Below are 13,215 nucleotides of genomic sequence, written 5' to 3'. Positions count from 1 at the left end.
GCATGCGCGTCGAACCGGTTTTGCTTGCGCGTGACGCCGAGGGCCTGTTCTGGATGGCCCGCTACCTTGAACGGGTTGAGAATCTGGCGCGGCTGATCGACGTGGTGCAGAGCTTCGAAAGCCCGGGGCGCGAGGCGGAATCCTGGACCGCGCTGGTCGCCATCATGTCCGACCAGGACAAGTTCGATAGTTATGAGGCTGCCAGCAATCCCGATACGGTCAAGGACCTCTATCTGCTCGATCGCACCAATCCCAGCAGCATTCCGTTCTGCCTCGATAACGCGCGGACCAACGCGCGCACGCTCCGCCCGCTGATTAGTACCGAAATGTGGCGTCAGATCAACGTGTTCCATCGCTTCGTGATGGGGATCAAACCCGCCGACCTCGATGGTGATCGGCTGTCGCGCCTGTGCACGAAAATCAAGGAATCGGTCCAGACCCATACCGGCATTACCGAAGGCACGATGTACCGCGACCAGGGCTGGCAGTTTTATCAGCTGGGCAGGCTGATCGAACGCGCCGATCAGACCACCCGCCTGCTCGACATCAAATACCGGCTGCTGGTGCCGCGCGACCGCGAGGCACGGCGCCTGACCGAGTTGACCATGTGGAACGCGGTGCTGCGCGCCGCTGCGGGCTATCACGCGTTCAAGCGCCTCGCCCGGGCTGAGTTTTCAGCGGAGGATGTGGCGGGATTTCTGCTGCGCGACCCCTCGTTCCCGCGCTCGGTGTTTTTATCGGTGCGGCGCGCGGAATATCACCTGGATGAATTGCGCCGGGTGCATCATTTGCCCAACACCAGCGATGCGGTGGAACAGGCGGAGTTTCTGCGCGAGTTCATTCTGGAGCGTCCGATGGATCAGGTGCTCGAGGGCGATCTGCACGGGTATCTGGACACCGTGCAGATCCAGTTGAGCGAACTGGCTGGCGCGATCGGGCGATCGTTCTTCCGCGATTGGCGACCCGAAGCGCTCGCGGCACCAGCGGAGCAGGGCCAAACCCAGCTCGTCTAGATGAGGCGGTCTGGAGGTTTGCCACAACATATGGTGTGGCGGGCCTCGTGCTCGATCAGCCAGGCCTTGCGGCTGAGTCCGCCGCCGTAGCCGGTCAGCGCTGCGTTGGCTCCGATCACGCGGTGGCACGGCACCACGATGGCGATGGGATTCGCGCCATTCGCCAACCCCACCGCGCGGCTGGCTCCGGGACGGCCGATTCGCCGGGCGATCTCGCCATAGCTGGTGGTCATACCGCTCGGAATATCGCGCAGTGCCGCCCAGACCGCGCGCTGAAATGGCGTGCCGGCCGGGCTGAGCGCGATTGAGGCGAGTGCGGACATATCGCCATCGAAATAGGCTTGGAGCGCGGTCGCGATCGGCGAGATGAGGCGCGAGGGTACGAGCTGGCAGGCGCCGTGGTACCGCGTGAGAAGCTGAAGCATGCGCGCCTCGTAATCGGTAAAATCAAGGGCGTGCAGCATATCGCCATCTGATACCAGAATGATGCCGCCGAGCGGACTTGGGATACGCTCAAGGCGGAGCTTCACGGTTGCTCTCCCGGTTCTGGACGATCGCGGCGGCATCGGCGGTCCACAAATGCATAGTGGCATAGGGCCGCCAAGGCCGCCAAGCCGCCGCGCGATCATGCAATGCGGCGGCAGTAGGGCGGACACCGTTGGTGGCGAGTGCGCGGCGCAGGGCAATGTCACCGGCGGGCAGCGCATCGGCTTCGCGTAAGGCCCCGCATCGCAATGTAATGGGCGGTCAGGCGCGCGATCGCATTATCCAGCCCGGCGCCAGGCTCGAACAACTGGGCATCGGTGATCGCGGCGCGGGCGACGGTGCGCATCGCCGCAGCGCGCGCACGGCATGCCCAGGCTGTGAGCGCAATCGGCATTGGCGAGCGCTGCGGGCGAGGGGAGAGCCAGATCGAGCCCGGGTGTCGCCGGCTTAGCAAGCGGCGTGCCGTCGCCGGTCCCCGCAGCGATGCTGGACAGGGTTGATGCGCTGGACAGCCGGATGGTGGCGATCAGTGCGGATCGATCAGATGGGGCTGGTGTGACGCTGATCGTGCCGGCGCCGCCTTGCCATCCAATGCTGCGCTCGTAGCGCCCGGCTGGACTTGCTCCACGCCCGGACTCGCCCGCGCGAAGGAACTGGACGATCGCTGCCCAACCATAATGCTGCTGATAGGGCAGGGTGAATTCGGCCTGCCCAGCGGGGATCGCGATGCGATGCATACGATCGTCACACTGTAAAACGTGCTGATGATTACGCTTGTTGTTTCAAGGAGCAGCCCGGCGTGACCACGCAGGTCGGGACCATTGGCTCGTTGACAGGACTACGAGGGTCCGGTATCACACTCGCTAGATATTGCGAATAATTCTCATTCGCAATTGGATTGTTCAACTGAGGGATACCCGCATGAATCATTTCGCTCTGTCACGTCGGTTTGGCCGTTCGTTAGTGTCGCCAACGCTGGTCGGCGCCTTCGCGCTTGGCGCATTGTTGGCGGGCGGCACCGCAAGTGCCCGAGCCAAGACGGTACTGACGTTGTACAGCGCACAACACCCGCAGGTGGTCGGCATGTTGACCAAGGCGTTCACGGCCAAAACCGGCATTCCCGTGCGCGTGCACAGCGGTGAGGGACCTGAGATCGCCAATCAAATCGTGCGCGAGGGCAAGCGCTCACCGGCCGATGTGGTGTTCGTCGAGAATTCGCCGGAACTGACTTTGCTTGACCAGCTGCATCTGCTGGCACCGGTTGCGCAGGCCACGCTGGCCGTCGTGCCCGCGACCGACAGTGCGGCGAACGGCGACTGGCTCGGCGTTCTGGAGCGCCAGAATGTGCTGGCGTGGAATCCGGAGCTGATCCGTCAGGCGGCGTTGCCGCCGCACCTGCGCGACCTTGCTCTGCCGGCCTGGCGGGGCAAAATCGCGATAGCGCCGAGCGATGCCGATTTTTGAAGCGTAACGCGAAAATCTATCAGGATGACGAATCGGTGGTCGCTGCTGTCAACCGCGGCAGCGTCGCGACCGGGATTATCAACAATTACTATTGGGCCCGCCTGCGCACCGAGATGGGGCCGGCCCGCACGCCAAGCCGGATTGCGCATTTCGCGCCGCAGGACGTCGGCAATCTGATCAACGTATCAGGCGCCGGCGTACTGGCGTCCTCAAAGCACAAGGACGCGGCGCAACAGTTTCTTGCCTTTCTGGTGAGTACGGCGGCCCAGCGGGACCTGGCCGCGAGCACGGTCGATTACGAATATCCGTTGCGGCCGCGCGTTGCGCCGAACCCCTTGCTGGACCCGATGGCAAGCTTGCATCCGCCCGCCATTGCGCCGGCGGATTTGGGGAACGATCGGGCGGCGGCCGCGTTGTTGCAGCAAGCCGGATTGATCTGATCGCGGGCATGATCAGGGCAATGACAAAAGTTCCGCCCCAAGCGGCGCTGGTCTGGCGGCCCCTGGTCGGCGATCTGCTGATCAATACGGTCACGCTGACCTTGGCGGCGGCAATCTGCTGCGTCGGTCTCGGCACCGCCTCGGCGTTTCTGGTCGAGCGAACCGATCTGCCGGCGCGGTCGGTCTGGGCGGTGCTGGCGACGGCGCCGCTCGCGGTGCCGGCGTTTGTCGCGAGCTACGCCTGGGTGTCGATCAGCCCGGCGCTCGAAGGCTTCGGCGGCGCTCTGATCGTGACGGTATTCGCCTATACGCCGCTGGTCTATCTGCCGGTGGCCGCCGCGCTGCGCGGGCTCGACCCGGCGCTGGAGGATGCGGCGCGCGCGCTGGGCGACACGCCATGGCGCTGCGTGCGCCGGGTGATTCTGCCGCAATTGCGACCCGCAATGCTCGGGGGCGCGCTTCTGGTCACGTTGAACATTCTGGTCGAATTCGGTGCGTTCGCCCTGATGCGGTTCCGGACCTTCACCACCGAAATCTACGCCGCCTATCGCTCCGGCTTCGACGGTGCGGAGGCTGCGGCCCTCGCGATGATTCTCTTGCTGTTCTGCCTCGGCTGTATCGCCGCCGAGGCCCTGTTGCGGCGCCCGGTGCACTATGCCCGCATCGGCCGCGGTACCCAGCGCCGCGGCGTACCCTATGCTCTGGGGGTCTGGCGGTTGCCGGCCGTTCTTGGCTTCGCCGCACTCGCCGGCCTTTCGCTCGGTGTGCCAATCCTCACCGTGCTGTACTGGCTGACCCGGCATGGCGCGGCCGCGATCACACCGGCCGAGGCCTCGCCGCTCGCCTTGTTGACCGCGGCGATCAGCACGATCGAACTAGGCCTCGGTGCCGCGGGATTGACCCTGATTCTCGCGTTGCCGCTCGCGGTTCTTTCCGCGCGGTGGCAGCGGTTCTCGCTCACCATGCCGCTGGAACGCGGTGCCTGGCTGGCGCAGGGCGTGCCCGGCATCGTGATTGCGCTGGCCCTGATTACCGCCACGATCGCGGCGGTCCCGGCGCTCTATCAGAGCACGCTGCTACTGCTGCTCGCCTATGCGATGTTGTTCATGCCGTTTGCCCTGGTCGCCATGCGCGCCGCATTGCTGCAATCGGAACGCCGGGCGGAAGAGGCCGCGAAATCGCTTGGTGCCGGCTGGCGCCGTGTGCTGTGGCGGATCACCCTGCCGCTTGCCGCCCCCGGCTTCGGCGCTGCCGCCGCGTTGGTATTCATTGCCGTGACGACCGAATTGACCGCGACATTGCTGCTCGCCCCGATCGGCACCGAAACCCTGGCGACGCGGATCTGGGGCGATACCTCGACGCTCGCTTTCGCCGCCGCCGCCCCCTACGCCGCCGTGCTGATCACATTATCCATGGCCGCCAGCTGGCTTCTGGCGCGGCGGTTCGGCATGGCCGCCTTGCACGCCCAGGCGGGAGGCTGACATGGCATCGGTCGACATTTCCGCTATCTCCAAAACATTCGGTGGCACTCTTGTGCTCGATCGCGCGAGCCTGTCGGTGGCCAGCGGCACGCTGCTCGCTATTCTGGGCGCATCCGGCAGCGGCAAGACGACGTTGTTGCGCCTGATCGCCGGATTCGAACGCGCCGATGCCGGCTCGATCACGATCGATGGTGTCGAAGTCACCGGGCATAGCGTGCATGTACCGCCCGAGCGCCGGCGCATCGGTTATCTGGCCCAGGAGGGCGCATTATTCCCCCATCTCTCGGTCGCCGCGAACATCGCCTTCGGCCTCGGACACGGCAATCACACGGCGCGGGTCGCCGAATTGCTTGACATGGTCGGCCTGCCGGCCGGCTTCGCGAAGCGCAGCCCGCATCAACTCTCGGGCGGCGAGCAGCAGCGCGTCGCGCTGGCACGTGCCCTCGCGACATCGCCGCGTCTCGTGCTGCTCGACGAGCCGTTTTCCGCCCTCGATGCCGCGCGGCGCCAGGATGTCCGCCAGACCGTGGCGGCGGCATTGAAACAGGCGCGGGCGACGGCAATTCTGGTGACGCATGACCAGGCCGAAGCCCTGTCGATGGGCGATCAAGTCGCGGTCCTGCGCAACGGGGTGATCGTCCAGCACGCCGCGCCAGCGGCGCTCTATCATCGGCCGGCCGACGCCGGTCTCGCCCGTTTCGTCGGCGAGGCGGTGCTGATCGACGGGATAGCCGACGGCATGCAGGCCACCTGTGTGCTGGGGACGCTCGACCTCGCGGCGCCGATGCGCGGTCCGGTGCATCTGATGATCAGGCCCGAGCAGATCGACTTGGTGCCGCAGGGCATGACTGGCAGCACGCCGGCACGCGTCGGCGCCGCGCAGTATTTCGGACACGACGCGCTGATCGAATTGCACCTTGCCGATCCCGCTGCACCGCCGGTTTATGCCCGGGTATTCAGCCATCGCCTGCCGCCGCGTGACGCGAAGCGAGGCCTGGTCGTTGCCGGTCCGGTTACCGGTTTTCCAAAGGTCACCGTGGTTCGATGACGCCAATCCTATCCGAGGTGACGCCGCTTTTTTGTTTGCGAATGAGACCTATTCGCATTTATCGATCTGACTCAAGGAGTATCCCGATGACTCGATTGCGAACCCGCCTGCTGCCCCACCTGCTGTTCGGTGCCGGTACTGCCCTCTTCAGCCTCGGCATCGGTCACGCAGCCCCGCCGACCGCGCCGTTCATCGCCGATCTGCACAAACATACGCTGCTGACCTCGTCGATTCCGGCCAATGGCGATGAAAATCCCTATGCGCTGATCGTCGCCCCGGTCACGTCCGGCCGCGTCAAGGCGGGTGACGTGCTGTTCGACAATTTCAACAACCAAAAGAATTTTCAGGGCACCGGAACCACCATCATGCAATATGATCCGACCACCAGGGCGACGCGGCTGTTCGCCAATGTTCCGGCCGACCTCAAGGCGTGTCCCGGCGGCGTCGGGCTCACCACTGCAATGACCATGCTGAAATCCGGGGACGTCGTCGTCGGCAGCATGCCGAGCAAGGACGGTACCACCGCCACCCTCGGCCAGGGTTGCCTGATCGTACTCGATTCCAACGGCAAAATCATCAGCACCATCACCGATCCGCAGATCAACGGGCCGTGGGGCAATATTGCGGTGATCGACCAGGGCGATACCGCGACGCTGTTCATCAGCAATATCGGCTTCGGCATGGGCGCGCCGGGCACACCCGACCAGCACAAGGCGACGGTTTTGCGGCTCGTGCTGAACACGCAAGCCGGCCAGGCCCCCACCATTGCGTCATCGACCGTGATCGCCAGCGGCTTCAGCGCGATCGCTGATGCCAGCGCCTTCGCGGTGGGGCCAACCGGTCTGGCGCTGGGTGCGGATGGCACGCTCTATGTATCGGATGGCGTGGCCAACCGGATCGTCGCGATCAAGGACGCCGCCACCCGCACCACCAGCGCCGGCACCGGTGTCGTCGTCACCACCGGCGGCCTGCTCAAGCGGCCTTTGGCGATGGCAATGGCCCCGAACGGCGACCTGCTGGCGATTAATGCCCTGAACGGCCAGGTGGTCGAAATCGACCCTCAAACGGGGACCCAGCGTGGCGCGCAGTGGATCGATGCCGACGAAGCGCAATCCCCGCCGGGCAGCGGCGACCTGTTCGGCATTGCCATGATGCCGGATGGCACCGGGTTCTACTACGTGCAGGACGATACCAATACGCTGATGGCGGCCGGCCGATGAGCCGGCAACAGGCATCCCGCCGCGGATTTCTCGCCGCTGCCGGCGGTGTCGCGGGCGTGGCAGGCATCGGCGCCGCCAACGCCGGAGGGACACCGTCCCTGGCCAGTTATCAGACGCTCGATGCCGTAACCGAACCGTTTTTCGGTGCCCATCAGAACGGCATCGCAACCCCGAACCCGATGCAGAGCAACTCGTATTTCGCATCGCTCGACCTGAACGCCGCCGACCGCCCGGCGCTGATCGCCCTGTTCAGGACATGGACCGCAGCCAGCGCCCGCCTGACCGCGGGCAAGCTCGCGGCGCCCCCGACCGATCCCGATCACCCTTTCGACAGTCTCGATGCGCTCGACCTCGGCCCGCAGCGCCTCACGATAACATTTGGCTTCGGCCCGGATTTGTTCGCGCTGGCGGCCAAGGACCGCTACGGCCTTGCGAGGCATCGCCCCGCCGCGCTGGTCGATCTGCCAGTCTTCCCTGGTGACCAGTTGGAGGCAGGGCATACCGGCGGTGCGCTCTCGGTGCAGGCGAGCGCGGATCACCCGCAAGTCGCCTTCCATGCGGTGCGCGAACTCGTGCGCCTCGGTGGCGATGCCATCAGCGTACGCTGGACCCAGGCGGGTTTTTGCACCGCCAATCGCGCGCAGGGCACGCCGCGCAATCTGATGGGCTTCAAAGACGGCACGATGAACCCGAAATTCCGCGACGCGGCGACCATGAACGATCACATCTGGGCCGGCAGCGAAAGCCCGCGCTGGATGCAGGGCGGCAGCTACGCCGTGTTCCGCCGCATTCGCATCGCGCTGGAACACTGGGATCAGATGAAACTGGGGTTTCAGGAACAAACGATCGGCCGGCACAAGCTCAGCGGTGCCCCGCTGGGCGGGGTGCATGAATTCCAGCCGCTCGACCTGGCCGCCGCCGACAAGGACGGCAACCCCCTGATTCCGGCCACCGCCCACGCCCGGCTCGCGGCACCGGCAGAAAACGCGGGGGCGCAGATGCTGCGGCGTGCCTACAACTATAGCGACGGCGCATCCTTCGTTGCCGAGCGTTGGCCACCTTGGAAGCAGGCGATGGAATACGACGCTGGGCTGATGTTCATCGCATACCAGCGCGACCCGCGCCGCAGCTTCATCCCGATGTTTGAAAAAATGTCGCGGATCGATGCGCTGAACCAGTTCACCACCCATGTCGGCAGCGCGATCTTCGCCTGTCCCGCAGGCATGGCGAAGGGCGGCTATATCGGCCAGGCATTACTTGAGATGACCTGAACTCTGGCGGTCCGATCCTGATCGTCATGATAAGAGCGTCGGGGTGTGAGCGGGCTGAAACATCGATGGCGAGCGGATAAGAGCGTACAACGCTTCCGTCCGTTGTTATCCACGAGTTGGCATCACACCGGTGCATCAGTTTTCGGCCTATCAATCCGGGAGAATGACCATGCTACCTCCAGCCTCGCGGCAGCAACGCAGTCACGTGGGCCGATGGCTGCTCGGCACCGCCGCCTTGATGGCTTGGGTCGGCGGCACTGCCAGCGCGATCGCCCAAACCGATCATGGAATATGGACGCGCGGCACCTTGCTGGGCTCGCTCGGCGGCCTGCGCACCACGCTCGCTGACGATGGCATCACGCTGGCCGGCACCGACACCGAAACCCTGCTCGGCAATGTCGCCGGCGGGATCAAGCAGGGCGCGACGATGCAGGGACTGACGACCATCACCCTCCAGATCGACACCGGCAAGGCCTTCAACATGCCCAACGGCACTGTCGACGTCAGTGCCCTGCAGATCCACGGCCGCAGCCTGAGCCCCTACTACCTTGACGATCTGCAGACGGCCAACGGCACCGAAGCAGAGGATTCGACCCGTCTTTGGGAAGTCTGGTACGATCAGGGTTTCGATTATGGCAGGGCGGATTTCAAGATCGGCCAGCAGAGCATCGACCAGGACTTCATCGTCAGCAAATATTCCGCTCTGTTCGTCAACACCATGGCGGGATGGCCGCTGGTGCCCTCGGCCGATCTCTATGCGGGCGGTCCGGCCTATCCGCTCTCATCGCTCGGCGGGCGGTTGCAGTTCAAACCGGCGGATAATCAGAGCCTCCTGCTCGGTGCGTTCAACGACAATCCGCCCGGCGGCCCGTTCGCCAACGACCCGCAATCGCGTGATGCCGGGGGGACACGGTTCAACACCAATACCGGCGCGCTGATCATCGGTGAGTTCCAATACGCGATCAACCAGCCCCCGTTGGGCGGTACGGTGACGCCCGGGCATGCGCATGGCAAAGGATTGCCAGGCACCTACAAGATTGGGTTTTGGTACGACACCGGCAGTTTCCCCGATCAAGCTGGATCGGCCAAGGGTGTTTTGTCGACAAGTTCCGCAACGTCCGGGCTGCCATCTTTACGGCGGCATAATTACAGCTTCTACGCTGTGATGGACCAGACGGTCTGGATCTCGCCGATTGTCGCCACCCGGACGCTCAATCTGTTTGCGCGAATCATGGGTGCCCCCGGCGATCGCAACTTGATCGGGTTTTCGTTCAACGGCGGCGCTACTCTGACCGCCCCGCTCCGAGGACGCACCGGTGATACGGTGGGGATCGACCTCGGGATTGGTCAGGTTGGTTCGGGCGCGGCAGCGTCTGACCGGGCGCTCAGGGCTTCAAGGGGAGATGCCTATCCCGTCCGATCGGTTGAGACGCTGATCGAAGCCACATACCAGGCCCAGATCACGCCATGGTGGCAAATTCAGCCCGATATTCAGTATGTCATCAATCCGGGTGCAGGCATTCCAGATCCGCTCGCCCCTGGGCACAAGCTCGGCAATGAACTGGTCATCGGAATTCGAGCCAATATCGCATTTTAAATCTTCGCTGTCTCCGTTGATATCACCATGATCCGGTCACAGAAGGGCATTCTTCTTGCCCTAATTGCCAAGGATCTGATAGAATAATGGTCGAGCAACAACGTGCCTCGGCGTACGAAAAACCTAAGGACGCGGTGCGGATCGCTCCGAATGCGACCTGGCGTGCTGCGGTTTGTGTGGCGTGGTCCTGTCGACCGACAAGATTGGCAGATGATTGCAACATGGAGTTGTTGCGTTCGGCCAAAAACAGCTTAGATTGTTGGTAAGACCATGCCGCCCATTAACACCAATTTTTCAAGTGCCGAGAGCACGAGACCATTGTAGTGCATATTTTGTAAATAAGAGACTTCATTTGGATTAAAAGGAGTGCGTTTTGACCGCCAGGGTCCTAGTCGTCGATGACATCGCTCCAAACGCCCGTCTATTGGAAGCGCGACTCTTGCAGGAATACTATGATGTCAAAACCGTTACCGATAGTCGGGAAACGGTTGCAGTGGCGCGCGCTTGGCAGCCCGATGTTATTTTGCTCGATGTGCTGATGCCGACAATGAGCGGCTACGAAGTATGCAACGCGCTGAGAGAGGGCGGGGCGACCGCTCATATTCCAGTCGTCATGATCACCGGACTGGAAAAACCGGCCGAACGTGCAAAAGGACTGCGCTCCGGAGCCGACGAGTTTCTGACCAAGCCGGTCGATTACGATTTGCTGCTGGCAAGGCTACGCGGCATTTTGCGGTTGAAGCGACTGATGGACGAGTGGCGCGTGCGTGGGGCGGCAGCAACGGCCCTGGGGTTACGAGTCGCGCAACCGAGTGATGTTCCAAATGGCTTCGCCCGCGTTCTGATCGCTGATGACCTTGCGGCGCGCACAGCTACGATCGAGGCCTGTCTGCGCGACGCCGGGCTTGGGGTTTCGGTCGCCTCCGACGAAGCCGCCCTGCTCGCACAAACAGCAACCGGGCGATTCGATCTTATCCTGATCAGCCTATCGCTGCTCGACGGTGATCCTTTGCGCCTCGTTGCGCGGTGTCGTGCAAGAGCGGAAACACGGGAGACGCCGCTGCTGCTGATCGCGGAACCCGATGAACGTGATCTGATGATCGCCGCACTCGATCTCGGCGCGAACGATTGTCTGGTCCTGCCGCTCGACCCAGACGAATTGATGTTGCGTGTCAACAACCAGATCCAACGAAAATTCTACGAAGATACGCTCCGCGACGATGTCGGGACGGCGCTGCGGCTTGCGGTCATCGATCCCCTGACCCAGCTTTACAACAGGCGATATTTGAACTCCCATCTGGAGCGCCTGTGTGAGGATACCGCGATCGGCGGCTTTGGCCTGTTCATGATCGACCTTGATCATTTCAAGGCAATCAACGACCACCACGGCCATGCGGTGGGCGACAAGGCGCTCCAGGGCGTTGCAGATATCCTGCGACAAAATCTTCGACCGAGCGATTTGATCGTACGCTATGGCGGCGAAGAGTTCGTCATCGTGATCGGCGGACTGTCCGACGAGGCAGCTGGGCTGGTGATTGCCGAGAAAATCCGGCTGACGATCGAGGAAATGACCGTCGATCGTGCAATCCGGGTGACAGCGAGCATCGGTTTGACGATTGCGGATGCGGCGGCGCTACAGTTGACAGACGCTGCGGATAGTTTGCTGGAGCGTGCGGATTTCGCCCTTTACGAGGCGAAGCGTGCGGGCCGCAACTGTGTTGTCGCGTTTGGACAAGTCTCTGGGCGGGTCGTCTCCTTACAGAGTGGGGCGCGCTCATGATCGGCGGCGTTCGAACCGCTTTTGCCAGCAATCAGAGCATCATGGCGGCCGTTACCGAATGCCGCTCGCAGGTTGGCCGCACCAATCCCGACCTTTTGCTCGCATTTGTCGGCGGCAAGCACGACCCGACTTCGGCGCTTGGCGCTCTGCGCAGCGCCTTTCCTGATGTGGCAATAACCGGCGGGTCGGCGGCCGGCGCGATCGCCACGGCGGGATTCGGTTATACGGGTTTCGAACTCGGGATGATTGCATTCCAGGGACCGGACGTGACGCCTCAAGTCATTACCACCAGCGCCCTCCTCGATGGCGAAGAGGCGGCAGGGCGCTTACTCGGGACGGAGGTCCGGAGCCGTACCGGCGATGGCGCGGCAGTTCTGCTTCTGTTCGACAGTGTGGCGTCGTCGTCGCCACTCCGCCTGCATCCGGCTAGTCAGTTGATGTCGGGCTTTCAAGCGGGGTTGAGCGATCGTGTCCTGCACGTGGTGGGGGGCGGGCTGCTCACTGATATCAACATCTCGGGCGGGTGGATGTTCGTCGACGACGAAGTCCGTAAACACGCCATGGCTGCGCTGGTGTTTCCCGCCGGCATCACCGCCTCGACTGCGATTTTGCATGGTTGCCGGCCGGTTAGCAGTTTCATGGACATCACCCGGATCGAAGGAGCCGAGGTGTTCGAATTGAACGGGGAGTCGGCACTCACCGTGATCGAGCGCATGCTTGGGTTGGAGCTGGGTACGACCAGCGGGCAGGAACTCTCACTGGTCGCGACCCTGGGACAGAAACAAGGTGACCCGTTCGCGGCCTATGACGAAAATAATTATGTCAACCGGCTCATTCTGCATGCAAACCCGGCGCGCGGTTCGATCACCCTGTTCGAGCCGGATTTCGCTATCGGCACTCGCGTGCAGATCATGAGCCGTGACAATGTGCTGATGGTAGAATCGGTCGAGCGTGGTGTTGCCGAACTCAGCAGGCGTACCGCCGCCAACGATTGCGTGTTTGCACTCTATATCGACTGTGCTGGTCGCGCGAGCGTAATGAGCGGAGCATCGACCGAAGAGGCCGAACTTGTGTTGCAGACGCTCGCCCCGGCGTTCCCGTTCATGGGGTTTTATTCAGGTGTCGAGATCGCGCCGTTCGCCGGCGACTACAGCCGACCACTCGACTGGACCGGGGTGCTCAGCGTGTTCCAGCGCGCTCCTTAGTCATGCACAGTCAGCTTGCGGATGGCGAGCGCGCTCGGCTCGAGCGCGAGTTGGAGTATTATCGTCGCGAGTATGACGAGATCGGCGCGCGACTGCTGCGGCTGCAGGAGGAACAGAGTCGAATCGCCCGCGAGGCGCGGCGGAGCAAAATTGTCGCCAAGCTGGTGCGCGAAACCTATCGACTGATTGGTGAGGACGTCGAACCGCATG

At 63.2% G+C, this 13,215-nt stretch carries 14 protein-coding genes; 10 read left to right on the top strand and 4 right to left on the bottom strand.

Annotated elements, in window-relative coordinates; genetic code table 11:
- The first annotated feature begins 2 nt into the window (after positions 1-2).
- The gene (locus B7X49_RS02970) at positions 3-1,013 is read left to right on the top strand and encodes an alpha-E domain-containing protein (RefSeq protein WP_029311108.1); all 1,011 of its coding nucleotides are present in this window, start codon (positions 3-5) and stop codon (positions 1,011-1,013) included.
- Here B7X49_RS02970 and B7X49_RS02965 read toward each other — a convergent pair.
- The 3 genes from B7X49_RS02965 to B7X49_RS02955 are packed head-to-tail and all read right to left on the bottom strand — an operon-like array spanning position 1,010 to position 2,236.
- Positions 1,010-1,543: a methylated-DNA--[protein]-cysteine S-methyltransferase gene (locus tag B7X49_RS02965; protein ID WP_286702572.1), complete on the bottom strand. Its 534-nt coding sequence runs from the start codon at positions 1,541-1,543 to the stop codon at positions 1,010-1,012. The genes B7X49_RS02970 and B7X49_RS02965 overlap by 4 nt on opposite strands.
- Positions 1,527-1,748, bottom strand: a complete 222-nt coding sequence (locus B7X49_RS02960; protein ID WP_286838232.1) for a hypothetical protein — start codon at positions 1,746-1,748, stop codon at positions 1,527-1,529. Before B7X49_RS02960 ends, B7X49_RS02965 begins: the two co-directional genes overlap by 17 nt.
- Before the next feature lie 29 nt (positions 1,749-1,777).
- Positions 1,778-2,236: an AlkA N-terminal domain-containing protein gene (locus tag B7X49_RS02955; RefSeq protein WP_286702573.1), complete on the bottom strand. Its 459-nt coding sequence runs from the start codon at positions 2,234-2,236 to the stop codon at positions 1,778-1,780.
- A 184-nt stretch (positions 2,237-2,420) separates the two neighbouring features.
- Between B7X49_RS02955 and B7X49_RS02950 the strand changes: the two genes are divergently transcribed.
- The 9 genes from B7X49_RS02950 (at position 2,421) to B7X49_RS02910 (ending at position 13,005) form a co-directional block, all read left to right on the top strand.
- A complete protein-coding gene (locus B7X49_RS02950; protein WP_286838230.1) occupies positions 2,421-2,963 on the top strand; it encodes an extracellular solute-binding protein in 543 nt (180 codons plus the stop codon).
- On the top strand, positions 2,960-3,403 hold the full coding sequence (locus B7X49_RS02945) for an extracellular solute-binding protein (RefSeq protein WP_286838228.1): 444 nt from the start codon (positions 2,960-2,962) through the stop codon (positions 3,401-3,403). Before B7X49_RS02950 ends, B7X49_RS02945 begins: the two co-directional genes overlap by 4 nt.
- Before the next feature lie 20 nt (positions 3,404-3,423).
- Positions 3,424-4,884: an iron ABC transporter permease gene (locus B7X49_RS02940; RefSeq protein WP_286838226.1), complete on the top strand. Its 1,461-nt coding sequence runs from the start codon at positions 3,424-3,426 to the stop codon at positions 4,882-4,884.
- Between the two features lies 1 nt (position 4,885).
- Entirely contained in the window at positions 4,886-5,932 is a 1,047-nt protein-coding gene (locus tag B7X49_RS02935) for an ABC transporter ATP-binding protein (protein ID WP_286702576.1), read from the top strand.
- Positions 5,933-6,018: 86 nt separating this feature from the next.
- On the top strand, positions 6,019-7,152 hold the full coding sequence (locus B7X49_RS02930; RefSeq protein ID WP_286702577.1) for a hypothetical protein: 1,134 nt from the start codon (positions 6,019-6,021) through the stop codon (positions 7,150-7,152).
- Positions 7,149-8,423 (top strand): Dyp-type peroxidase, encoded by a 1,275-nt coding sequence (locus B7X49_RS02925; protein ID WP_286702578.1) that lies wholly within the window; start codon positions 7,149-7,151, stop codon positions 8,421-8,423. Before B7X49_RS02930 ends, B7X49_RS02925 begins: the two co-directional genes overlap by 4 nt.
- Positions 8,424-8,628: 205 nt before the next feature.
- A complete protein-coding gene (locus B7X49_RS02920; protein ID WP_286702579.1) occupies positions 8,629-10,020 on the top strand; it encodes a carbohydrate porin in 1,392 nt (463 codons plus the stop codon).
- 373 nt (positions 10,021-10,393) lie between these two features.
- Complete coding sequence (locus B7X49_RS02915; protein WP_286702580.1) at positions 10,394-11,800, top strand: diguanylate cyclase; 1,407 nt, start codon at positions 10,394-10,396, stop codon at positions 11,798-11,800.
- Positions 11,797-13,005: an FIST signal transduction protein gene (locus B7X49_RS02910; protein WP_286702581.1), complete on the top strand. Its 1,209-nt coding sequence runs from the start codon at positions 11,797-11,799 to the stop codon at positions 13,003-13,005. Before B7X49_RS02915 ends, B7X49_RS02910 begins: the two co-directional genes overlap by 4 nt.
- On the opposite strand, the gene B7X49_RS02905 is transcribed toward B7X49_RS02910, so the two are convergent.
- The gene (locus B7X49_RS02905) at positions 13,002-13,214 is read right to left on the bottom strand and encodes a hypothetical protein (protein ID WP_286702582.1); all 213 of its coding nucleotides are present in this window, start codon (positions 13,212-13,214) and stop codon (positions 13,002-13,004) included. The genes B7X49_RS02910 and B7X49_RS02905 overlap by 4 nt on opposite strands.
- Position 13,215 lies beyond the last annotated feature (1 nt).

This window comes from Acidiphilium sp. 34-64-41, from assembly GCF_002282635.1.
GTDB classification, from domain to species: Bacteria; Pseudomonadota; Alphaproteobacteria; order Acetobacterales; family Acetobacteraceae; genus Acidiphilium; species Acidiphilium rubrum.
This window is presented reverse-complemented; position numbering and strand designations above follow the sequence as displayed.

Bases quoted from the DNA above. Each gene is read 5' to 3' on its own strand.
- B7X49_RS02970 (WP_029311108.1), top strand. From the start codon at position 3: ATGCGCGTCGAACCGGTTTTGCTTGCGCGTGACGCCGAGGGCCTGTTC.
- B7X49_RS02950 (WP_286838230.1), top strand. From the start codon at position 2,421: ATGAATCATTTCGCTCTGTCACGTCGGTTTGGCCGTTCGTTAGTGTCG.
- B7X49_RS02925 (WP_286702578.1), top strand. From the start codon at position 7,149: ATGAGCCGGCAACAGGCATCCCGCCGCGGATTTCTCGCCGCTGCCGGC.
- B7X49_RS02935 (WP_286702576.1), top strand. From the start codon at position 4,886: ATGGCATCGGTCGACATTTCCGCTATCTCCAAAACATTCGGTGGCACT.
- B7X49_RS02955 (WP_286702573.1), bottom strand. From the start codon at position 2,236: ATGCATCGCATCGCGATCCCCGCTGGGCAGGCCGAATTCACCCTGCCC.
- B7X49_RS02910 (WP_286702581.1), top strand. From the start codon at position 11,797: ATGATCGGCGGCGTTCGAACCGCTTTTGCCAGCAATCAGAGCATCATG.
- B7X49_RS02940 (WP_286838226.1), top strand. From the start codon at position 3,424: ATGACAAAAGTTCCGCCCCAAGCGGCGCTGGTCTGGCGGCCCCTGGTC.
- B7X49_RS02905 (WP_286702582.1), bottom strand. From the start codon at position 13,214: ATGCGGTTCGACGTCCTCACCAATCAGTCGATAGGTTTCGCGCACCAG.
- B7X49_RS02930 (WP_286702577.1), top strand. From the start codon at position 6,019: ATGACTCGATTGCGAACCCGCCTGCTGCCCCACCTGCTGTTCGGTGCC.